The organism is uncultured Psychroserpens sp., from assembly GCF_947501425.1.
In the GTDB taxonomy this organism is placed as follows: domain Bacteria; phylum Bacteroidota; class Bacteroidia; order Flavobacteriales; family Flavobacteriaceae; genus Psychroserpens.
On the sequence record NZ_CANMVN010000005.1, the window covers coordinates 67,298 to 89,071 of the forward strand.

At 34.3% G+C, this 21,774-nt stretch carries 21 protein-coding genes; 15 read left to right on the forward strand and 6 right to left on the reverse strand.

Annotated features, from left to right (window positions below):
• Positions 1-9: 9 nt before the first annotated feature.
• The 5 genes from Q0951_RS08810 (at position 10) to Q0951_RS08830 (ending at position 2,670) form a co-directional block, all read left to right on the forward strand.
• Positions 10-741: a cyclopropane-fatty-acyl-phospholipid synthase family protein gene (locus Q0951_RS08810; protein WP_299336213.1), complete on the forward strand. Its 732-nt coding sequence runs from the start codon at positions 10-12 to the stop codon at positions 739-741.
• A complete protein-coding gene (locus Q0951_RS08815) occupies positions 741-1,415 on the forward strand; it encodes a ZIP family metal transporter (RefSeq protein ID WP_299336214.1) in 675 nt (224 codons plus the stop codon). The genes Q0951_RS08810 and Q0951_RS08815 overlap by 1 nt, the downstream gene beginning before the upstream one ends.
• Before the next feature lie 5 nt (positions 1,416-1,420).
• Positions 1,421-1,849, forward strand: a complete 429-nt coding sequence (locus Q0951_RS08820; protein WP_299336215.1) for a DUF4268 domain-containing protein — start codon at positions 1,421-1,423, stop codon at positions 1,847-1,849.
• 123 nt (positions 1,850-1,972) lie between these two features.
• Complete coding sequence (locus Q0951_RS08825) at positions 1,973-2,239, forward strand: hypothetical protein (RefSeq protein ID WP_299336216.1); 267 nt, start codon at positions 1,973-1,975, stop codon at positions 2,237-2,239.
• A gap of 59 nt (positions 2,240-2,298) precedes the next feature.
• Complete coding sequence (locus Q0951_RS08830) at positions 2,299-2,670, forward strand: VOC family protein (protein WP_299336217.1); 372 nt, start codon at positions 2,299-2,301, stop codon at positions 2,668-2,670.
• A gap of 64 nt (positions 2,671-2,734) precedes the next feature.
• Here the strand turns inward: Q0951_RS08830 and Q0951_RS08835 are convergent, their stop codons facing one another.
• The 4 genes from Q0951_RS08835 to Q0951_RS08850 all read right to left on the reverse strand — a co-directional run bounded on the left by Q0951_RS08835 (position 2,735) and on the right by Q0951_RS08850 (position 8,793).
• Positions 2,735-3,361, reverse strand: coding sequence for a hemolysin III family protein (locus Q0951_RS08835; protein WP_299336218.1), 627 nt, complete (start codon positions 3,359-3,361; stop codon positions 2,735-2,737).
• The gene (locus Q0951_RS08840; protein WP_299336219.1) at positions 3,361-4,050 is read right to left on the reverse strand and encodes a DUF4294 domain-containing protein; all 690 of its coding nucleotides are present in this window, start codon (positions 4,048-4,050) and stop codon (positions 3,361-3,363) included. The genes Q0951_RS08835 and Q0951_RS08840 overlap by 1 nt, the downstream gene beginning before the upstream one ends.
• Before the next feature lie 173 nt (positions 4,051-4,223).
• Positions 4,224-7,874 carry a M1 family aminopeptidase gene (locus Q0951_RS08845; RefSeq protein ID WP_299336220.1) on the reverse strand — a complete coding sequence of 1,217 codons (3,651 nt, stop codon included), beginning with the start codon at positions 7,872-7,874 and terminating at the stop codon, positions 4,224-4,226.
• A 31-nt stretch (positions 7,875-7,905) separates the two neighbouring features.
• Entirely contained in the window at positions 7,906-8,793 is an 888-nt protein-coding gene (locus Q0951_RS08850) for an ABC transporter ATP-binding protein (protein WP_299336221.1), read from the reverse strand.
• 133 nt (positions 8,794-8,926) lie between these two features.
• Between Q0951_RS08850 and Q0951_RS08855 the strand changes: the two genes are divergently transcribed.
• From Q0951_RS08855 to Q0951_RS08885, 7 genes are all read left to right on the forward strand, one after another.
• Complete coding sequence (locus Q0951_RS08855; RefSeq protein WP_299336222.1) at positions 8,927-10,015, forward strand: M42 family metallopeptidase; 1,089 nt, start codon at positions 8,927-8,929, stop codon at positions 10,013-10,015.
• 10 nt (positions 10,016-10,025) lie between these two features.
• Positions 10,026-11,177 (forward strand): aminotransferase class V-fold PLP-dependent enzyme, encoded by a 1,152-nt coding sequence (locus Q0951_RS08860; protein WP_299336223.1) that lies wholly within the window; start codon positions 10,026-10,028, stop codon positions 11,175-11,177.
• Between the two features lie 10 nt (positions 11,178-11,187).
• Entirely contained in the window at positions 11,188-11,739 is a 552-nt protein-coding gene (locus Q0951_RS08865; protein WP_299336224.1) for an NUDIX domain-containing protein, read from the forward strand.
• 22 nt (positions 11,740-11,761) lie between these two features.
• Entirely contained in the window at positions 11,762-12,436 is a 675-nt protein-coding gene (locus tag Q0951_RS08870; protein WP_299336225.1) for a PrsW family glutamic-type intramembrane protease, read from the forward strand.
• A gap of 85 nt (positions 12,437-12,521) precedes the next feature.
• The gene (locus Q0951_RS08875; RefSeq protein ID WP_299336226.1) at positions 12,522-12,998 is read left to right on the forward strand and encodes an acetyl-CoA carboxylase biotin carboxyl carrier protein subunit; all 477 of its coding nucleotides are present in this window, start codon (positions 12,522-12,524) and stop codon (positions 12,996-12,998) included.
• Positions 12,999-13,057: 59 nt separating this feature from the next.
• The gene (locus tag Q0951_RS08880) at positions 13,058-14,497 is read left to right on the forward strand and encodes an acetyl/propionyl/methylcrotonyl-CoA carboxylase subunit alpha (RefSeq protein WP_299336227.1); all 1,440 of its coding nucleotides are present in this window, start codon (positions 13,058-13,060) and stop codon (positions 14,495-14,497) included.
• A gap of 7 nt (positions 14,498-14,504) precedes the next feature.
• Entirely contained in the window at positions 14,505-16,046 is a 1,542-nt protein-coding gene (locus Q0951_RS08885; protein ID WP_299336228.1) for an acyl-CoA carboxylase subunit beta, read from the forward strand.
• Here the strand turns inward: Q0951_RS08885 and Q0951_RS08890 are convergent, their stop codons facing one another.
• Positions 16,047-17,135, reverse strand: a complete 1,089-nt coding sequence (locus Q0951_RS08890; protein WP_299336229.1) for an amidohydrolase family protein — start codon at positions 17,133-17,135, stop codon at positions 16,047-16,049.
• A 118-nt stretch (positions 17,136-17,253) separates the two neighbouring features.
• The gene (locus Q0951_RS08895; RefSeq protein WP_299336230.1) at positions 17,254-17,700 is read right to left on the reverse strand and encodes a DinB family protein; all 447 of its coding nucleotides are present in this window, start codon (positions 17,698-17,700) and stop codon (positions 17,254-17,256) included.
• A 128-nt stretch (positions 17,701-17,828) separates the two neighbouring features.
• Here Q0951_RS08895 and Q0951_RS08900 point away from each other — a divergent pair, with 128 nt between their 5' ends.
• The 3 genes from Q0951_RS08900 to Q0951_RS08910 all read left to right on the forward strand — a co-directional run bounded on the left by Q0951_RS08900 (position 17,829) and on the right by Q0951_RS08910 (position 21,774).
• Positions 17,829-18,389, forward strand: a complete 561-nt coding sequence (locus Q0951_RS08900) for a DUF1579 domain-containing protein (RefSeq protein WP_299336231.1) — start codon at positions 17,829-17,831, stop codon at positions 18,387-18,389.
• Positions 18,390-18,513: 124 nt separating this feature from the next.
• On the forward strand, positions 18,514-19,734 hold the full coding sequence (locus Q0951_RS08905) for a multidrug effflux MFS transporter (protein WP_299336232.1): 1,221 nt from the start codon (positions 18,514-18,516) through the stop codon (positions 19,732-19,734).
• Between the two features lie 138 nt (positions 19,735-19,872).
• Positions 19,873-21,774, forward strand: coding sequence for a DUF294 nucleotidyltransferase-like domain-containing protein (locus Q0951_RS08910; protein WP_299336233.1), 1,902 nt, complete (start codon positions 19,873-19,875; stop codon positions 21,772-21,774).

The window sequence follows — 21,774 nt, forward strand, 5'->3', positions numbered from 1 at the left end:
GAAGTAAATATGACAAAAGAGACACAACATTGGTACGCATCATGGTTTGACACCCCTTTTTATCATGTCTTATACAAGGACAGAGATCACAACGAAGCGCAAGTGTTCATGGATAATCTCACCGAATATCTCAACCTTCCTGAAGGTGGTGAAATCTTAGATCTTGCCTGTGGAAAAGGAAGACACTCGGTATATCTTAACAGTTTAGGATATAATGTTACAGGTGTAGATCTTTCAGAAAACAGTATTGAATACGCCAAACAATTTGAGAATGACACACTTCACTTTGAAGTTCATGACATGTGTAAGCCCTACAAAAAACAATTTGATGCTGTCTTTAATCTATTTACTAGTTTTGGTTATTTTGAAAATGAAGAAGATAATTTAAAGACGATCAAAGCTATTAAAGCAAATATCAACGAATTCGGATTTGGAGTAATTGACTTTATGAATAGCCACTATGTTATCGATAATTTAGTTGCTGAAAATACCAAAACTGTAGAAGGCATTGACTTCAAATTAAATCGTAGCTTTAAAGATGGTTACATCGTGAAAGATATTTATTTTTCTACTGAAGGTGATGACTTTCATTTTCAAGAGCGTGTTAGAGCCTTCACCTTAGAAGATTTTGAAGATCTATTTGAAAAAGCTGGTGTATATTTATTAGATGTATTTGGAGATTACAAACTCAAAAAATACGATGCAAAAACCTCTGAACGTCTAGTCCTTATTTTTAAATAATGAAATCGTATATTCTTCCTATAATAGCTGTTGGTATTGGTATTGTCTTAGCGTTTTTAACTAAACAAAAAAAGAATATATACACTAAACTTTTACTCTCTTTTAGTGGAGCCTTTTTGTTAGCATTAACGCTTTTCGACCTGCTACCAGAAGTATATGAACATCTTGAAGCAAAAACTACAGGGTTGTATATCATGTGTGGGATTCTCCTGCAGATCATACTAGAATTTTTTTCTAAAGGGGCTGAGCATGGACATGTCCATATTCATAAAAATGAAACTGTATTTCCATGGTTACTATTTATTAGCTTATGTGTTCATAGTTTTTTGGAAGGCTTTCCAATACACGAACATAACGATATGGTATATGGTGTATTAATTCATAAAATTCCAATAGCATTGTTATTGTCAACCTTCTTATTGCAATCTAATTTTACAAAACTTCAGATTATAAGTTTTTTTATTGTATTTGCGTTGATGACGCCTTTAGGAACCTATATTTCTAATGCTAGTTCAATTAATACAGATTATCTTAATATGATCAATGCCATTGTGATAGGTATCTTCTTTCATATTTCAACTACTATATTATTTGAAAGTAGTGAAGGACATAAATTTAATCTTTCAAAATTGGTTGCTATCCTTTTAGGTGTTAGTATTGCTTTTATTATTTAATATTCATGTTTTCAAAGGAAGAATCAAGATTATTACGACAAGAATTTTGGATCAGTTTTGGGAAATCTTTTCCTCGGAAATGGATCCTATACAACACCAAAATAAAAGGGTTTTCATTTAAATTTCATTTTGACACTAAAAAAGCACTAGTTGCTTTAGATCTTGAAGATGATTTGGAAAATAGAATCAAATATTGGGAAAAGCTACAATCTCTTGAATCTATTCTTAGAAATGATTACCTCTCTGAAGTTATATATAAAGAAGAGTTCTATTTGGACAACGGAAAAGAGATTTCAAGAATCTACTTACCTTTAAATCAAAAAGTATCTATTCACAATAAAAATACTTGGCAGGATGTTATGATCTTCTTCAATGAGACCATGAGTAAATTTGAAGCCTTTTTTGACGAGTATCGTGAAATATTAGACGACTAGAGTCTTATCCTGAAACTGACTCTGATTTCACTACAACTCTACCTACTTAAATAAAATTGCGGTAAACCCAATCATAGCGTAACATTTTTGAGGTTTATCAGACTTATACTATAAAAATATATCATGGGAAGTCTAAGTCAATTTAAAGCCACATTACAACGAAAAGCAGATCGTAACCATAAACGAAGTATCTACAAGAAAGAACAAAACTTAAGCTACTCCAAAGAGACACCAGAATATAATTTTCCTGAATTATCTGATAAAGAACTCAAGCAATTAAAAGTAGATATTAGATCTAAAATTCAATTTGAAAACAGAAAAGACTTCCTAATTATATTGGCTATATCCCTTATTCTAGCTTATCTTATATACATATTTGTTCTTAACTAGATATGTATTAGACAACTTATTTCCTATCTTTATTGAATACAATCTTTAATACTATTATTATGAAACTCGGCGCTTTTTCAATTAGTTTAGCTGTAAAAGATATTTATGTCTCTAAATCATTTTATGAAAATTTAGGGTTTTCGGTATTTGCTGGAGATCTCGAACGTAATTATCTCATTATGAAAAATGGGAATGCTTTAGTTGGATTATTTCAAGGCATGTTTGAGAACAATATTTTAACCTTCAATCCTGGTTGGGATGAAAACGCTAATACCATTGAAGAATTTGATGATGTGAGAACCATTCAGAAGCATTTAAAGTCTAAGGGAGTGGCATTAGAGTCTGAAGCAGATGAAACTACTTCTGGACCTGCTAGCTTTGTTGTATTAGATCCTGATGGTAATGCAGTACTAATAGATCAACATGTTTAGAAACATGTCGCTGTAGCTTCCTGTAAACGTATCATTTTTATTTTCTGCTTAGGTTGTATTGTGCTCAAATTACATGAAAGTACACCATAAAAAAGTGACAAATTGCACCACCTAGCACAAAAAAATGCCAAATAACATGATTGTAAGGTATTTTTTCAACAGCATAGAACACAATACCTAAAGTATAGAAAAGTCCGCCAGCAAACAATAGATAGAGTCCGATAGTATCCATTCGGTCAGCAAGTTTAGAAAAGTCAAAAACAATAAGCCAACCCATAACAAGATATAGTAAGGTAGAGAACGTTTCAAACTTACCAGTAAAGAAAAGTTTTAATATCACACCAAAAGCGGCTATTCCCCAAACCACCCAAAAGAGTGTCCAACCCAAACTATCAGACAACATAATAAGAAGTACAGGTGTATATGTACCTGCAATGAGTAAATAAATACTAATATGATCTAGTATTCTAAAATAGTGTTTGCGCTTATCGCCTTTTACAGCATGATAAAAAGTAGACGCTAAAAACAATACAATAATAGAGACACCATATACAATAACACTAAATAAAGCATAAGGTGTTTCTTTTTTAAGGAAGAGGATTAGCAGAACTAGTCCTGCAATTCCTAGAGCTGCACCAATACCATGACTCCATGCATTTAGACGCTCTTCTAAAGGGCTTTGGGTACGCATTAATTTTTAGTTTGTGTAGTTGACTTATTATTTAACCATTTATCTGAGAGATTGTAATAATCAAAATCTATAGCCGGCTCTTGTCGTTTTAATAGTCTGTTCTGGAATGCACGTTCTAAGATATCTTCAATTAGAAAATCTTCTTTAACGTCCATTGGATTAAACTCACGCTTTAACGATATATCAAACAAACTAGCAGTACTATTAAACCAAAAAGCCCGCCAACCACTTCGTAGCTCTTTGATTAACTGGAATGTAGTTTTACCCGTTTGACGATGAATGAGTTTAACTAATATTTGACCTTCAGTCTTTGTTAGTTTTTTTAATTCTGTGGAAAATTCATTCTCTATATATTTTTGGATTTTCTTAGCATATCGCTTCTTTGCTCTTTTTGTTCTCAACGTTGATAGACGCTCATTTAATGTGGTTAATCGCTCTGCAGCTAACTTAGCATATGGATACACCTTTAAGGTTTTTCTTCTTAAAATGAGATAATCTATACGCTCATCCTTATTAGCAAACTTGAGCTTATTGAGTACTAAGACCTCCTTGAGATCAATGGCCTCTTTAACAATAGAATCACCTTCTACATAAATATACTGCACCTTAGTTGAGTCTTGCTGTCTAGGTTCTACCTGAGCAAAAAGACACAACGGAAAGATTAATATGAGATATAAAAATTGTTTCATTAATTGTATGATAGCTAAAATTGTTCCAAATAGGATATTCAAAATTAATTATTTGTTGCTTTTAAAACCCCTAATTCGTGTTAATATTATAATTGAGGTCTAATTTATAAGCCTAATAGAAAACCCATAAACAAATAGATTTATGGGTTTTTATGAATTGTATTATTTAATTATTAGATTTTCTGTCGGTTATCATTAGATCTGGTATCTATCAATTTATTAAAAGGATCCACACCTACCTCTGTTGGTTTTTCATCCACTATAATTGATATTGTATTATTGATCTTAGTAACTTTGTGCTTCTTCAAATATAGAACTCGTTCTTTCTTTTTACCATCAACATCATCTTCTGTAAAAATTCCAATATCGATGTAATCTTCCAGTGGTAAGGACAGCAATGGTCTTTTACTTTTTTCAGATGCATACGAAATAGAATCTCTTCCTTCTTCGGAAAAGTAGCGTTTTCCTTTTTCGTTATTGCGATATTTACTAACGTTAAATTCGATATCTACTTTATACTTTCCGTTATCCGTTTCCGTAGTAGAAACATCTACAACTCGATTATCATATAAAGTAATGGTTTCAAACATATCTTTAATAACATATTGTAAGCTGTCTGGTGTAACGGCTTTGATATGATTGACCATATCAATTGAGGTGGTATATGGTGGCGCTTGAAATTTCACTTTTTCAACATAGGTTTTAAGTGCATTATTTAGTACATCTTCTCCAATATAATCACTCAATGCATAAAACACTAGCGACCCTTTTTGATAACGAATATAACCTTGTCCGTCATTATACATCAGTGGTTTTTCACGTTTACTTTCAAAAGTTCTTGACGTCAAATAATCGTCAAGTGATTTCTTCAAGAACTTTCGCATTTGATTCTTTCCTATTTCTTTTTCCAAAACTTTTAAGGACACATACTCAGAAAGACTCTCAGACATCATGGTTGCTCCAAGAACATCTGCGCCTATTACCTGATGTGCCCACCATTGATGTGCAACTTCGTGTACAGTAATCGCATACGTATAATCTACGCCACCTTCTTCACTATCATCAACATCTGCAATAAACCCTGCATCTCCTGCAAATGGAATGGTATTTGGAAATGATTGTGCAAAACTTCCGCTAGGAAATTCGATGATACGAAGTTGTTTATGCTGATACGGACTAAAATTCTCACTGTTATATTCCAGTGATGCTTTCATTCCTCTCATCATTCGGTCGAGGTTGTATTCATGTCCTTTGTGGTAGTAGATCTCAAGATCAACATCTTTCCACTTGTCACGTTTTACTTCATATTCGGCTGAATTAAAGGCATAAAAATGTAAGATCTTACTATCCATCTTGTAGTGGAAATAACGACGACCATCTTCAACCCATTCTTTTTGCAGATAGCCAGGTGCAATGGCAATTTGATCTTCACTTGTACTCACTGTAGCCTCAAAATCAATCCAATCACTATCTTTTGAAATATAGGTGTTTCCTAAGGCAGAAGAATCTGAAGGGTGAGGTCGTAAGGCATTTGGCGGAAGATCATATTTCTCTCTTGTTTTATCATCTCTAAGCTCGTTGCTTCCGTCGTATCCTAACGTTGGAAATAGTTGGAAATTATTAATAAATGTACCATTACCCACTACTGGAGAATTTCGCCTTAATAAGGTATTAGGCTTATTTTTAACTGTAAAACTCAATCTCATGGTATCACCAGGAACCATAGGTCGTTTCAACTGATAGATATCAAAATGATACAAGGTATCCTCTGATACTAATGTATTAGCTCTATCAAATTCAAATGTACTTGGATAGCTGTTATGATTTAAGAAAATACTATCAATAACCTGATCGGTTTTATTAACCATGACGTATTCTCCATAAGACTTAAAATCTCTCGTCTTAGGATAAATATCAAGATCAGATTTCACAGAAATAATTCTCGGCTGTGCAGCATCCTGATACTTTTTATAGGTCTTCTCCCACTCTACAGCTTGTTGCTCTCTTTCTTTAGCCGAAAAACTTTCATTCTCGATATTTGTTTCATGAAAAATCCTGAACCCTAAGGAAAAGAACCCAGCCAATAACACTAAAAACGTAATGGCTATAGGTGTTTTGAATCTCGACTTAGCAATACTCAATCGTTCTTTAAATGAGTGAGGTAAACCTCTCACCCAAAATAACCCTGCTATGACCATCAATACTAATCCGCCAAGAACCCAATAGAACTTATACAACATATAACGTCCCAGAGAATCGCCATAGCCATTCATATCATTATATCCAAAGCCAGGACCTTCGTTGTATTTAAATAAATCATTTTCGATTCCAGCCAATGTTAAAAATGGAATTCCAATTGCGATAACTAACAGTATGAATAAGCCCAAATACGGGTTTCTGATCAGTGTTTGAATCGTTAGAGCCAAAAAGGCCCAGATGATATAATTAATTAGTTTTAAACCAAACAATTCCTTGATATATAAACCAATTTCAATATCATAATAACCTTTATACAACTGAAATAAGATTCCAGATATCATAATCACAGACAGCAGTAGTATCTGCATTTTAACAATCGCTAGAAATTTAGAGAAGAACAACGACCAATTTGGAATTGGCGTCACATCTTCTATACCATTCATTCTAGAAATTTTACTACGGTTAACTAGCATTCCTGCATATAAGAACGTACAAATATTGATTGCTATTACAAAAGCGCCTCCACCTCGTAACATTCGCCAAGTTCTTGGATATGATGGTGTTCCAAATGGATTACCAAGATCAGCAAGAGCAATTAAAACGATAATTAGTCCAACCAAAACAATACTAATAAAAGGCCAGCTTTTAACGATATATTTGAATTCTATATTAGATATCTTCCAGGTTGTTTTCAAATTCTGAATAAATGAATAATCAAAATTCACTTTTGGTAAGTTGATACGAGTAATGCCGCCAAAATTCTTCTTGATTGATCGTTCTCCTTTAGTTCTTTTGAATAATGAAAGTGATATCGGGTTTTGACTAAAAGCAAAAAATCTATAGACCAAAGCAAATACTACAGAAGACACCCCTAACCAAATCAATCGGTTATAAATAATGACCTCTTTAATAGGAATATGAAGTTCATTTTGTTCAGCAACTGTCCAATATCTGGTATAGTATTGCATTGCTGCTCCACCAAAAGGATCTGCTAAAGCTGCTGCATATCTATATTCTGGATCTGATAAAAAGCTTTCAGCAACACCTTGAACAAACAACAACAATATAACAGTGATGAAACCAGCAGCGATATTACGCGTAAATGTTACCACACCAAAAACGATAGCTCCAAATAGCAATATGTTTGGTAGTATGAAAAACAGGTAAGCATTAAAGTATGATTTAAAATCAAAAGACGTTAATAGTTCAGCATTAGTACCTGGCATTCTGTAACCAATAAACATTCCAAGTCCTATGGTTAAAACAATACAAGTGACAATGAACACTGCACTAAAAAATTTAGCAAACAGATAACTGCTTTTTGTAAAGGGATAGGAATATAATATCGTATGCATTTCACTTTTAAAATCTCTGTGTATCGACACTCCGATTATTGAGGGAAACAGAAAGAAAATAAAAATGGTAAGCGAGATAAATAAATTAGCAATTCCAAAAGGTGCGTTCACAATTCTGGAAGACCCGGTTGTTACTGTAAGGCTATCAAATATTCCAGCATTGGCAGCAGCCAAGAATATTGCCAAGACAAAAAAGATTGACATATATATGTAGAATGCTGGTTTTTTAAACCAGTATTTCAATTCATGAGAAAATATTGTAGAAAACATAATGTGTATTTTAAATTAAGATGAAAATAGATTAGCTCAACGCAGGTTCGTCCTGTCTGAGAGCTATAAAGTACACATCGTCTAACTGTGGCTCTGATACTTTAAAATCAGTATCAGGTATATCATCTGAAAACACTCGTATGTTTAAAGTATTATCTTCGTTATAGTTTGAAGACAATACATTGTATTTAGCTTCATTAACTTCAAGATCATCACGCTCAATAATTTTAGTCCAAATTTTTCCTTTAAGTTCCTCTCTGGCTTTTGAAGGTGTTGAATGCATTAAAATACGACCACCATTCAATATGGCCATCTCATTGCAAAGTTCCTTTACATCTTCAACAATATGCGTAGAGAAAATAACAGTACAATTGGTACCAACCTCACGAAGCACATTCAAAAAACGATGTCTTTCAGCTGGATCTAATCCTGCAGTGGGTTCATCTACTATGATAAGCTTTGGGTTATTTAGTAGTAATTGAGCAATACCAAAACGCTGCTTCATACCACCAGAATAACCAGCAACATTCTTTTTTCTAACATCATATAAATTAGTAATGTCTAAAACTTCTTTTACTAAAGCTGCGCGTTCACTTTTTGAAGCAACGCCTTTTAAAGTAGCAAAGTAATCCAATAAAGCTTCTGCAGACATTTTTGGATAGACTCCAAAAGATTGAGGTAAATAACCTAAAATTTTTCGCAACGCCATTTTATCCTCCAAAACATTAATATCTCCAAACTCTATAGATCCTGAATCAGGACTTTGCAAGGTTGCAATAGTTCGCATTAAAGAGGATTTACCTGCACCATTTGGTCCTAATAAACCAAACATCCCTGTTCCAATTTCGAGATTAAGATTGTCTATGGCCTTTACACCATTTTTATATGTTTTAGTGAGATCTTTAATGACTAACTTCATTGTTTACAGTTTAAAATTAAATTTATTAAGGTGATAAGTGTAAAAATAGTTCATTTTGTTACAAAAAGTTTTCGCAAGCTATTAAAAACAAAATAAAACCTTTTATTTTTACGGAAATACAAACAACATACAAATGGCAAAAAAAAGTATACTGAATAAAAAATCACTTGATTTCCTCGAAACATATTTAAACAACGCTGCTCCTACAGGTTATGAGTGGGATGGTCAAAAGGTATGGATGGACTATCTTAAACCTTATGTAGATGAGTTTATAACTGACACTTACGGTACTGCTGTTGGAGTTATTAATCCGAAAGCAAAGTATAAAGTTGTTATTGAAGGTCATGCTGATGAAATCTCTTGGTATGTTAACTATATTTCTGATAATGGTTTAATCTATGTCATCAGAAATGGTGGAAGTGATCATCAAATTGCGCCAAGTAAAATTGTAGATATTCATACCAAAAAGGGCATCGTTAAAGGTGTGTTTGGCTGGCCAGCTATTCACACACGAAACAGAGCCAAGGAAGAAGCGCCAAAGCCAGATAATATTTTTATTGATTGTGGCTGTGCTACAAAAGATGAAGTTGAAAAATTAGGAATTCACGTAGGCTGTGTCATCACCTATCCTGATACCTTCCACATACTCAACAAAGATAAATTTGTCTGTCGTGCATTAGACAACAGAATGGGTGGATTTATGATTGCCGAAGTTGCTCGATTACTAAAGGAAAATAAAAAGACCTTGCCATTCGGACTCTACATTACAAATTCTGTTCAAGAGGAAATCGGACTTAGAGGTGCGCAAATGATTACTGACACTATTCAACCAAACGTTGCTATAGTAACTGATGTGACACATGATACAACTACGCCAATGATCGATAAGAAAAAGGAAGGTCATTTAGAGATTGGTAAAGGTCCTGTTGTGGCTTATGCTCCTGCAGTACAACAAAAATTACGTGATTTGATTACTGATACTGCAGAAGCGAAGAAAATTCCTTTCCAGCGTTCGGCGTTATCAAGAGCTACAGGAACAGATACAGATGCCTTTGCGTACAGTAATGGTGGTGTGGCTTCTGCTTTGATCTCATTGCCTTTACGTTATATGCATACCACTGTGGAAATGGTACATCGTGACGATGTAGAAAATGTAATCAGAATGATTTACGAAACATTACTAAAAATCAAAGATGGAGATACGTTTTCGTATTTTGAGTAATCTATAACCAATGCTAAACCAAAAACAGCTGTTCGATATTCCAGAAGAGGTTACCTATTTAAATATAGCTAGCCTCTCTCCTTCTTTCAAGGCTGTTGAAAAAGCTGGAATTGATGCTGTACTTCAAAAAAGCAAACCTTACACCATTCCTGTAAGTGATTTTTTTGATCCTGTGACCGAACTTAAAGGCTTATTCGCAAAACTGATTGATACTGATGAACCCGAACGTGTTGTGAGTATTCCTTCAGTATCTTACGGAATGGCGACTGTTGCCAACAATATTAAACTCAATCCAAATGATGAGATCTTAGTTATTGAGGAGCAGTTTCCAAGTAATATATATGCTTGGAAAAAACTCGCCAAAACATATGGTGCAAAGATCATCACAATACAAAATCCTGGTCTAAAAGACTATAACGGAAAACAATGGAATCAGGACATTCTCGATGCAATAACAGTAAATACTGCATTAGTAGCTATGGGGCAAATTCATTGGTCTAATGGTACGCTCTTCGATGTAAAAGCCATTAGAAAGAAAACAAAAGAGCACAATGCCTTACTGGTTATCGATGGAAGTCAGACCATAGGAGCTTTTCCATTTTCTGTAAAAGAAATTCAACCAGATGCGCTCATTTGTGCAGGTTATAAATGGCTATTCGGTCCTTATGGTTGTGCTTACGCTTACTACGGAAGTTATTTTGATCATGGAGAACCTATTGAAAATAATTGGGCTAATCGCCTTGATAGTGAGAAATTATCAGAACTTACAAATTATCAACCACTTTACAAACCGTTATCAAACCGTTATGCTGTAGGTGAAAGCGGAAATTTCATCTATGTTAAAATGCAAATTGAAGCATTAAAACAAGTAACGAAATGGACACCTAAAGCTATTCAGGATTATTGCAAATCCTTATCGATAGATGCTGCAAAAGAGTTAACTGACCTTGGTTGTATTATCGAACATCCAGAATATAGATCACATCATTTATTTGGTGTTGAGCTTCCTGAACATGTAAATATCGACTTTTTAAAAACAGCATTACAGAATCAGAATATTCATGTGTCTTTCAGAGGAAAATACATCAGAATTTCATGTCATTTGTACAATACGACAGATGACTTCAAAAAGCTGGTGAAGTGTATAAAATCTGTACTCTAATTTAAATACTTTGGAAGACTATATTGACATAGTAGATGAACATGGTAAGCCAACTGGAAGTTCTGCTCCAAAATCTGAAATCCATGCTAAAGGCTTATTTCATCATACAGCACATTTGTGGCTTTACACTTCGGAAGGCAATATTCTACTCCAACAACGCGCTGCAAGTAAAACTATATATCCTTTACTTTGGGACGTTTCTGTTGCTGGTCATGTCGATGCAGGAGAATCAATTGAAGCTGCTGCATTAAGAGAAGCTAAAGAGGAAATTGGTATTACTATTTCCGAAGTACAACTATCAAAAATTGGTGTTTTTGAATGCTTCCAATCGTATTCTAATGGTATCACAGATAATGAATTTCACAATACCTACATTGCGAAAGTTGATGTAAATATTAAAGATTTAACACCTCAAAAAGGTGAGGTAGAAGCGCTTAAATTTGTATCTATTTCAGAGTTTAATGAGCTATTAGAGTCAAGCCAAACTAACAACCATTTTATAGCGAGTAATCGTAAATATTATGAATTCGTGGTAAAAGCCATCAAAGCACAATTGAGTTGATTTTTTTTACTATTTTTCTACAATGAAACTTCTACTTCTGGCCATCGCCCCAATTTTTATAATCATATTCTATATCTACTTGATGGATAAGTATGATAAAGAACCTAAGCGACTTTTATTAGCAAGTTTCCTTTTAGGAGCTGTTGGCAGCATCATCATAACTTTGGTAATATATTTAGGATTTGATATGATCTTACCATTGAAAGATAAGTTTAGTGTACCACAGCAGTTTATAAAAGCCTTTATAGTTGTAGCACTCACAGAAGAGTTCAGTAAATACATTATCGTTCGTTTTTTTGCACAGCCAAAACAAGCATTTGATGAACCTTATGATGGTATTATGTATGCCGTTATGGTATCTATGGGTTTTGCAGCTACTGAAAACGTAATTTATGTATTAGAAGGAGGTTATGTTACAGGGTTTTTAAGAGCCTTTACAGCAGTTCCAGCTCATGCAACTTTTGGAATTTTAATGGGCTATTTTATGGGAAAAGCCAAGTTTTCTAAAAATAGAATCCAACTTAATCTCATGGGATTATTATTAGCAGTTATATTCCATGGATTCTATGACTTTTTCTTATTTATTGATTTCATCCCAGGTATTTGGATTGGAGCTTTTGTCTCTCTAATTCTAGGTATTATACTGTCCAGAAAAGCCATAAAAATACACCAGGAAAATTCTCATTTCAAAAATTAAAAACATTAACGATTTAATATGACAATTTTCATGTTTTAAGAGTCTGATTTTTCTTAATTTTACTGTATTCAATAAACATTACATTATGTACAAAATAAAAGTCAACAATTCGCACAGTTTTGATATTTCTAAAGACGATTTAAATGAACTTGATGCTGTTGAAACCACTTCTGATAACTTCCACATTCTTGTAAAAAACAACTCGATTAAAGCATCAATATTGAATTCTGATTTTAACAAAAAATCGTATTCGGTAAAAGTAAATAACAATACTTATGACGTTATTATAAACGATGCCTTAGATCAACAAATTTCTGCTTTAGGATTTGAAATTGGTACTGCCAAACAAATCAACAATATCAAAGCACCTATGCCTGGTCTTATTTTAGAAATTAATGTCAATGAAGGCCAAGATGTAAAAGAAGATGACGCACTACTGATATTGGAAGCTATGAAAATGGAAAATGTAATCACCTCTCCAAGAGATGGTGTGATTAAATCTATTAGTGTAAGTCAAGGTGAAACCGTAGATAAAAACTCTCTTTTAATTGAATTTGAATAAGTTATTTTAAAACTTTTCTCAAACTAATAGACTCCAAAAGAGATTTATAAAATAAACATATGAAAAAAATACTAGTTGCTAACCGTGGTGAAATTGCAATTCGAGTCATGCGAACTGCAAAGAAAATGGGAATTAAAACTGTTGCTGTCTTCTCTGAAGCAGATCGAAATGCACCACACGTCAAATATGCAGACGAAGCTGTTTGTATTGGTCCTGCTCCATCTAACCAATCTTATTTAAAAGGAGATAAAATCATTGAAGTAGCGAAAGCCTTAGACGTAGATGGCATCCATCCTGGTTATGGTTTTTTGAGTGAAAATGCTGATTTTGCTGAACTTGCTGAAAAAAATAATATCATTTTTATTGGTCCGCGATCTAAAGCCATTCAAATGATGGGTGATAAATTGGCTGCTAAAGATGCAGTTAAAGATTATGACATCCCAATGGTACCAGGTGTTGACCACGCTATTACTGATCCGAAGGAAGCAGTACAAATTGCAAAAGATATTGGGTTTCCAATTTTAATAAAAGCTGCCGCAGGTGGTGGTGGAAAAGGGATGCGTATTGTCGAGAAAGAGAAAGATGTTGAAGAACAAATGAAACGTGCTATTAGCGAAGCTACTTCTGCTTTTGGTGACGGCTCTGTTTTTGTTGAAAAATATGTCACCTCTCCACGTCATATTGAAATTCAAGTCATGGCCGACAGTCATGGCACCATACTGCATTTCTTTGAACGCGAATGCTCAGTACAACGACGTCATCAAAAAGTAGTTGAAGAAGCACCCTCTGCAATCTTAACTCCAGAACTTAGAGAAAAAATGGGACAAGCAGCTATTAATGTTGCTCGCTCATGTGATTATCTTGGTGCTGGAACCGTAGAATTCCTGATGGACGCTGATCATAATTTCTATTTCCTGGAAATGAATACTAGACTACAGGTAGAACATCCAGTTTCAGAATGGATTTCAGAAGTTGACCTTGTTGAACTTCAGATCAAAGTTGCTCGTGGTGAAAAACTTGACATCAAACAAGAAGATCTAAAAATAAATGGTCATGCACTTGAACTACGTGTTTATGCAGAAGATCCAATGAATGATTTCTTACCTAGTGTGGGTAACTTAGAAGTTTATCAATTACCCGAAGGTGATAACATTCGTGTAGATAATGGGTTTGAGGAAGGTATGGACATTCCAATTTATTATGACCCAATGCTTTCAAAATTGATTACCTATGGTGCAACCAGAGCAGAAGCCATTCAACTCATGATTAAAGCTATAGATAATTATCACATAAAAGGTGTGCAAACAACATTACCCTTTGGGCGTTTTGTTTGCGAACATGAAGCTTTTAAAAGTGGTGATTTTGACACCCATTTTGTAAAGAATTACTACTCGCCTAGCTTATTGGAAGAGCAACATAAAAAAGAAGCTGAAATTGCAGCAAAAGTTGCATTGAAACGCTATATGGAAGATCAAAAATTATTAAGATTACCAAACTAAGATATTTATGGATTCTAAAATAAAAACACTAAACGAAAAATTAGAGCTGGCCAAATTAGGTGGTGGACAAGCACGAATTGACAAACAGCATCAAAAGAAAAAGCTTACCGCAAGAGAGCGTGTCTTATACCTTTTAGATGAAGGCTCTTTTGAAGAAATAGGAGCTCTGGTAACTCACAGAACCAAAGATTTTGGAATGGAGAACCAGAAATTTTATGGTGATGGTGTCGTTACTGGCTATGGTACTGTAGATGGCAGATTAGTTTATGTATTTGCTCAGGATTTTACTGTTTTTGGTGGTTCATTATCTGAAACGCATGCAGAAAAGATTTGTAAGATTATGGATATGGCAGTAAATGTTGGTGCTCCAATAATTGGATTGAATGATTCGGGAGGTGCCCGTATTCAGGAAGGTGTGCGATCTCTTGGTGGCTATGCTGATATTTTCTACAGAAACGTGCAAGCTTCAGGTGTTATTCCTCAGATTTCAGCTATAATGGGACCTTGTGCTGGTGGTGCAGTGTATTCTCCGGCAATGACAGACTTTACTATTATGGTTCAGGATACAAGTTATATGTTTGTTACTGGTCCGAATGTCGTAAAGACGGTTACCAATGAAGAAGTCACCAGTGAAGAACTCGGTGGTGCAAGTGTACATTCTACAAAATCTGGTGTTGCCCATAAAACATCTGCTAATGACGTTGAGTGTTTAGAAGATGTAAAAAAACTACTGAGTTATTTACCACAAAGTAATCGGGAATTTCCTGAAGATCTTGACGTTGAACTCAATGATGAAATACGAGAAGGATTAGCTGATATTGTTCCAGAGAATCCAAATAAACCTTATGATATGCATCAGGTAATTGAGGGTGTTATTGATACCGATTCATTTTATGAAATTCATAAAGATCATGCCGAAAATATCATAGTTGGTTTTGCTCGTTTAGGAGGGAAATCTATTGGTGTCGTCGCTAACCAACCTATGTTTTTAGCTGGAGTATTAGACGTAAATAGTTCAAAAAAAGCTGCTCGATTTGTTCGATTCTGTGATTGTTTTAATATTCCGTTATTGGTCTTTGAAGATGTCCCTGGATTCTTACCTGGTACTGATCAGGAATGGAATGGGATCATTGTTCATGGTGCTAAACTGTTGTATGCTTTTAGTGAAGCAACAGTTCCTAGAGTAACTGTAATTACCAGAAAAGCTTATGGTGGTGCCTATGATGTTATGAATTCGAAACATATTGGTGCCGATATGAATTTTGCATGGCCAAATGCAGAGATTGCTGTAATGGGAGCTAAAGGTGCTGCGGAAATTATCTTTAAACGAGAGATCTCATCTGCTGATGATCCTGATGCCAAATGGAAAGAAAAAGAAGCTGAATATGCTGACCTATTTGCTAACCCATATAGTGCTGCAGAACGTGGTTATATTGACGAGGTTATACTTCCAAAACATACGAGACGTAAACTGATAAAAGCATTTTCAATGTTAGAAAATAAAGAGGTAAGCAGACCGAAACGTAAACATGGAAATATTCCATTGTAATTAGTCGGGAAACTTACTTTTATCTAAACCAGGTACAATACGAAGTGCGTTTTTGTAGTATACTTTTTTAAGCACCTCATCAGGTAGATCTAAGCCATACATTGGCCAGAACGCATGATATTTTTTGTGATATGGAAAATACTCATCAGCACTTTCTAAAACTCTGAAATAGGTTGGAAACTCATTGGGTTTCCAACTATCTTTTCCAAAGAGAATACGATCCTGATACTTAATAAAAAATGCTCTAGCAAAACGAGGTTGTCTACCTAATTCTGCTATGATTGCACCAATACCTACATTCATATTAGGCATCTCATCTAATAGTTGGCCAAGATAACCTAAATTATTAGCATACCAGCCCATATGTGCATTGATGAATGTTGTATTAGGATGCGCCTTGAACATATTGTGTTGTTCTTGAATAATCTGTTCCCAAGGTGCAGGATTTTTAGCATCTCGCTTTCGTCGTGGATGTGTTTTTAACTCCAACCATCGTTCGTTATCACCATCAAATTCATCCCAAAACGATTTAGGATCAGCTGAGTGTATTAAAACAGGAATACCCAATTCTCCACAAGTTGTCCATATAGGACTCAAACGCGGATCATCAATAGCTAGTCGTTTTCCATCTACATCACGATTTCTTAAGCCTAAACTTTTATAAACTTTAAGTCCGCGAGCACCATTAGCTACATCCTGTTTTAATTGAGCAACCGTCTCCTCTATCCAACCTTCTGCTCCCGCTCTTTCAAAGTTGATATTACAAAATACCACAAAGCGACTAGGAAAATTTTTGTCAATATTGGCAACAGATTGTTTTAAATCATTTCCTGTTCTACCACTTAAATTAACCATAATTCCCATATTTAGTGTATCCATTGCAGCTACTACAGGCGTTAAATCTTGAGTTGGCATTTGATATTGGTGTCCATGTACATCAATAAAAGGAAACTTTGCTCTGTTGATAATTTTACCTGGAACGACTAATGTTGATTTCGGATTATAATCTTCAAATGAAATTTCCTGAGCAAATGACATGAGCACTGTGCTCAATACTAAAGTAAATAAGATGTAAAATTTAATTTTCATAAGGAAATGGTTTTATTAAATGAAGTTACATATCAAAAATGACAGACAAATGGATTTGGCATGTGTTTAACATCCAGATGATTATAAATTCCTTTATTAATAATTAGGCTATAGAGATTTAAGCATCCAGCAATCGTCTATGATAATTAATCTGTCCGAGATGATACGCAAGATGCATACTCAAGTGCACCAAAAAATACTCAGTTGTCATAGCATCCTCGAACACTCGTCTCTTGTACTCATTTTGTAGATCGGTTTCTGTTAACGTCTTTAAAATCTTTTCAACCATTGCTATAGTATCATCAACTTGCTTAATTAATTCTGTTCTTGGTACATCTTTTAGCGAAAACTCTAGATCTCGCTGTCTAACATAACCTGTATCTCCCATAGTAGCACCAATAAAATGGTTAAGATTTCCAACGAGATGAAGACATAAATTCCCTCCAGAATTAGAAATATCTTCTGCTACTAACCATAACTTTGACTCGTATTTATAAGAATTGATCTCCTTTTTTAAAGCATTGAGGTCTCTGGTAAATAATTTAATTAAGGTGTCTGTAAGCATATCGGTTATGGTTTATTAAGCTTTATAAAAATATGTAATAAGATTGAAATAGTCGTTAAAATACAGCTGTCTTAACAATTACTTATAAATTAATATCTTTAGGAATATTAATTTTTAATCTAACTCTCATGAAAAAATTACTCTTTTTAACCCTCTTGCTAGCCTTCTGTATAAACGGATTTTCGCAAACAGAAGAAGAAATGAAAGCTTGGCAAGCAAACATGACTCCAGGAAAATATCATAAATGGTTAGCTTCTTTTGATGGTGAATGGACTGGAGAGATGAAAATGTGGACAGATCCTTCTCAAGAACCTGTAATTTCAAAACTATCTACAAAAAATGAAATGATCATGAATGGACTATACCAAAGATCTACACATAGTGGAGACATGATGGGTATGCCTTTTAAAGGTGAAGGTATGGCAGGTTATGATAATTCAAAAAAGAAATTTGTAACCACTTGGATAGACAATATGGGCAGTGGAATAATGACCATGGAAGGTGTTATGGATGACACAGGAGAGGTAATGATCTCAAAAGGAACAATGACTGATCCAATTACTGGTCAATCTATAAAAGTTAAGCAAACTCTTAAGTTTATCTCAAAAGACAAACACCACTTCGAAATGTTTATGATTGTTGGAGGCGACGAAATGAAAACTATGGAAATCACCTACTACAGAAATTAAAATATACATGTTGATACATCAATTATTGAACTCCCTTTTTTGGGAGTTTTTTTGTAGTCGATATTTAAGAAGACTTTAAGACATCAGCCCTTTTTCATAAAATGAATCATAGTACCTTTGCGCCATGCAAAATAAACCAGCCTTTAAGTTTGAATTTATTGCACTAATGGCATCACTAATGTCGATTGTGGCATTATCAATTGATGCATTATTACCTGCACTACCTGAAATTGGAGATGCACTTGGAGTTACCAATCCAAGTGACAATCAATTATTAATAACTATGATCTTTTTAGGCTTAGGATTTGGTCAATTGATATTTGGGCCTCTTTCAGATAGCTTCGGAAGAAAACCTATGGTCTATTTTGGATTTACTGTCTTTGTAATTGCCAGCATAGTATGTGTCACAACACGTAATTTTGAAGTCATGATTATTGGTAGAATTCTTCAAGGTGTTGGACTCTCATCACCAAGAACCATTGCTATTGCGATGACTCGTGATACCTATAGCGGTGATTTTATGGCAAAGATATTGTCCATTATTGTCATGTTCTTCATTCTTGTTCCAATCATTGCGCCTACATTCGGACAATTACTATTAGATATTTTTAACTGGAAAGCTATTTTCAATGCTAATCTTATTATTGGTTTACTAATTGTATTATGGTTTTGGAAACGTCAACCTGAAACCTTAGATACAAAAGATCGAATTAAGTTTACTCCTGCAATATTTATTACTGGAACCCGAGAATTTTTAAGACACAAAGAAGCTGTTGCATTTACATTAGTTTCTGGTTTCATTACTGGCTCTTTTATGGTGTATCTAAGCACATCACAACAAATCTTTCAAGAGCAGTATCAATTGGGAGAATTGTTTCCATATATCTTTGCCAGTACTGCATTTTCTGTTGGATTTGCAACATTTACTAACAGTCGTCTCGTCATGCGATTTGGTGCTTTTAATATTGCTTACACTGCAACAGTAGCCTATGCTGTCATATCAATTTTATACATTGCATTATACCACTCAGGTCATAATCCGGGTATTGGAATTCTCATTACGTTTTTCCTGATTCAATTCTTTTCTGTAGGTTTTCTCTTCGGAAATCTGCGTTCCTTAGCCATGGAGCCATTAGGACATATTGCTGGAATTGGAGCCGCTATTAACGGTTTTGTCTCTACAGTCATGGCAGTTCCAATTGCTAACTATATTGGAAGTTTTGTGAAAACTTCAGTACTACCATTATTTATTGGTTTCTCTTGTTTTGGAATCCTATCGCTTATTGTCTTTTTATATATGAAACACCGACGAACTTCATTAAGAACGAAACAGTCTTTGATGTGATGACTATCGGCTCTGATAAGTATTAAAATATTTTACCTTACTGAATAACTATTACTGATTTAGTGCTAACTATATCATTTTAGCAAATACCTGACAAATCTCAGCTTCCATCCTATTATTTTTCAATACTTTAGTAATATGAAGAATACTATTGCTGAACGTGTTTTAGATTTCCTTAAAGGCTTCCCTCCTTTTGATGTACTCAGTTATGAGCAACTCTTCAAAATTTCATCTCAGGTTAAGGTGATTTACTTAGAAAAAGACCATTTCATTTTTAAACAAGGTGACGCTTTGCATGATTCATTTTACATTGTAAAAGATGGAGCTATTGGTATTTATCGAGATATTGCGCTTGTTGACGAATGTGATGAAGGTGATATTTTCGGTCTTAGAGCTTTAATTCGAAATGATAACTATTTACTCGACGCAAAGGCTATTGAAGAAAGTATTGTATATAGTATTTCCTCTAAACTTTTGGAAGAGATTATCATCAATAACACTGAAGCCAATCAGTTCCTAATTGCTAGTTTTGCAACCAATACTCGCAATCCCTATTCTGATGAGGATAAAGGAACTCTATTTGCAAACGAAACCATATTAAAGCCTAACGCTTCAAGTTTTACTGAAGTACAATCGGCTTCATTTTCAAAAAATCCTATTACTTGTGATACGCATACCAGTATCAAAGATGCATCATTGATCATGAGTCGTAATAAAGTTGGCTCTATTGTAATTACCGAAAGTAAACAACCCATTGGTATTATCACTGATAAAGATCTTCGGAATAAGATCGCAACAGGTCATCATGACATTTCAGAAGATGTAGAAGCCATCATGTCAACTCCAGTAATTACCTTTCCACCAAGTATCACTGTGGCTGAAGCACAAATTGCAATGCTTAGACACAGTATTTCACATTTGTGTATTACTAAAGATGGCACTGTAAATTCTGAACTGATTGGAATCCTATCTGAACATGATATTATTGTCATTCATGGTAATAACCCTTCGGTACTGATTAAAGAAATAAAGCGGGCTTCTTCAGCCGAACAATTACAACATATTCGTGAAAAGGCACAAGTGCTCTTAAAGAATTATATCGAGCAACATATTCCTATTTCGTTTATATCTAACATTATTTCGGCTATTAATGAGACAATCACCAAACGCATCATCAATTTGAGTATTTCTGAAATTGGAGCTGAACCACCTACTACTTTTGCCTGGCTAGCCATTGGTAGCCAAGGAAGAAAAGAACAATTGCTATTTACTGATCAGGATAATGCTCTGGTTTATGAAGATGTAAGTAATGATGAAGAAGTCAAATCTTATTTTTTAGAATTGGCAAAGGCGATCAATAACAAATTGCATATAGTTGGTTTTGAGTTGTGTCCTGCAAATATGATGGCAAGTAATCCTAAGTGGTGCTTATCAGTATCACAATGGAAAATACAATTTGAAAACTGGATCACTAAGCCTGATGAAGACAAAATTATGCTTTGTAATATCTTCTTTGATTATGATATGGTCTATGGCAATCAAGAGCTTGTAAACAATATGTCTGATAGTATCTTTAAAGCGATTGATAGCTACGAAATCTTCTTAAACTTCATGGGGCGAAATGCCTTAAAAAACCCTCCTCCTTTGAGTTTTTTCAGAAATTTTCTCGTTGAAGATTCTGGTGAGCACAAAGATCAGTTTGATATTAAAGCACGAGCCATTATGCCTTTGGTAGATGCAGCACGTTTACTTATTCTCTCTGAAAACATAAAAGATGTCAACAGTACAATTGCACGATATCAGAGATTAGCAGAGCTTGAACCTCAAAACAAAGACCTTTACGACTCTTGTATTAACGCTTTCAGAATCTTATTGCGATTTAGAACACAGCAAGGTTTGAAACATCATGATTCTGGACGTTTTGTGGATGTAGATAGTTTAAGTAAAGCCAACCGACTAAAACTTAAAGGCTGTTTTAAACCTGTAAAAGACATACAGGAACTTATAAAAGTACGATTCAAACTATCACAAATGCTTTAG

Excerpts from the sequence above, each read along its gene's own strand:
- Q0951_RS08810 (WP_299336213.1), top strand. The coding sequence starts at position 10 with ATGACAAAAGAGACACAACATTGGTACGCATCATGGTTTGACACCCCT.
- Q0951_RS08815 (WP_299336214.1), top strand. The coding sequence starts at position 741 with ATGAAATCGTATATTCTTCCTATAATAGCTGTTGGTATTGGTATTGTC.
- Q0951_RS08820 (WP_299336215.1), top strand. The coding sequence starts at position 1,421 with ATGTTTTCAAAGGAAGAATCAAGATTATTACGACAAGAATTTTGGATC.
- Q0951_RS08825 (WP_299336216.1), top strand. The coding sequence starts at position 1,973 with ATGGGAAGTCTAAGTCAATTTAAAGCCACATTACAACGAAAAGCAGAT.
- Q0951_RS08830 (WP_299336217.1), top strand. The coding sequence starts at position 2,299 with ATGAAACTCGGCGCTTTTTCAATTAGTTTAGCTGTAAAAGATATTTAT.
- Q0951_RS08835 (WP_299336218.1), bottom strand. The coding sequence starts at position 3,361 with ATGCGTACCCAAAGCCCTTTAGAAGAGCGTCTAAATGCATGGAGTCAT.
- Q0951_RS08840 (WP_299336219.1), bottom strand. The coding sequence starts at position 4,050 with ATGAAACAATTTTTATATCTCATATTAATCTTTCCGTTGTGTCTTTTT.
- Q0951_RS08845 (WP_299336220.1), bottom strand. The coding sequence starts at position 7,874 with ATGTTTTCTACAATATTTTCTCATGAATTGAAATACTGGTTTAAAAAA.
- Q0951_RS08850 (WP_299336221.1), bottom strand. The coding sequence starts at position 8,793 with ATGAAGTTAGTCATTAAAGATCTCACTAAAACATATAAAAATGGTGTA.
- Q0951_RS08855 (WP_299336222.1), top strand. The coding sequence starts at position 8,927 with ATGGCAAAAAAAAGTATACTGAATAAAAAATCACTTGATTTCCTCGAA.
- Q0951_RS08860 (WP_299336223.1), top strand. The coding sequence starts at position 10,026 with ATGCTAAACCAAAAACAGCTGTTCGATATTCCAGAAGAGGTTACCTAT.
- Q0951_RS08870 (WP_299336225.1), top strand. The coding sequence starts at position 11,762 with ATGAAACTTCTACTTCTGGCCATCGCCCCAATTTTTATAATCATATTC.
- Q0951_RS08875 (WP_299336226.1), top strand. The coding sequence starts at position 12,522 with ATGTACAAAATAAAAGTCAACAATTCGCACAGTTTTGATATTTCTAAA.
- Q0951_RS08880 (WP_299336227.1), top strand. The coding sequence starts at position 13,058 with ATGAAAAAAATACTAGTTGCTAACCGTGGTGAAATTGCAATTCGAGTC.
- Q0951_RS08885 (WP_299336228.1), top strand. The coding sequence starts at position 14,505 with ATGGATTCTAAAATAAAAACACTAAACGAAAAATTAGAGCTGGCCAAA.
- Q0951_RS08890 (WP_299336229.1), bottom strand. The coding sequence starts at position 17,135 with ATGAAAATTAAATTTTACATCTTATTTACTTTAGTATTGAGCACAGTG.
- Q0951_RS08895 (WP_299336230.1), bottom strand. The coding sequence starts at position 17,700 with ATGCTTACAGACACCTTAATTAAATTATTTACCAGAGACCTCAATGCT.
- Q0951_RS08900 (WP_299336231.1), top strand. The coding sequence starts at position 17,829 with ATGAAAAAATTACTCTTTTTAACCCTCTTGCTAGCCTTCTGTATAAAC.
- Q0951_RS08905 (WP_299336232.1), top strand. The coding sequence starts at position 18,514 with ATGCAAAATAAACCAGCCTTTAAGTTTGAATTTATTGCACTAATGGCA.
- Q0951_RS08910 (WP_299336233.1), top strand. The coding sequence starts at position 19,873 with ATGAAGAATACTATTGCTGAACGTGTTTTAGATTTCCTTAAAGGCTTC.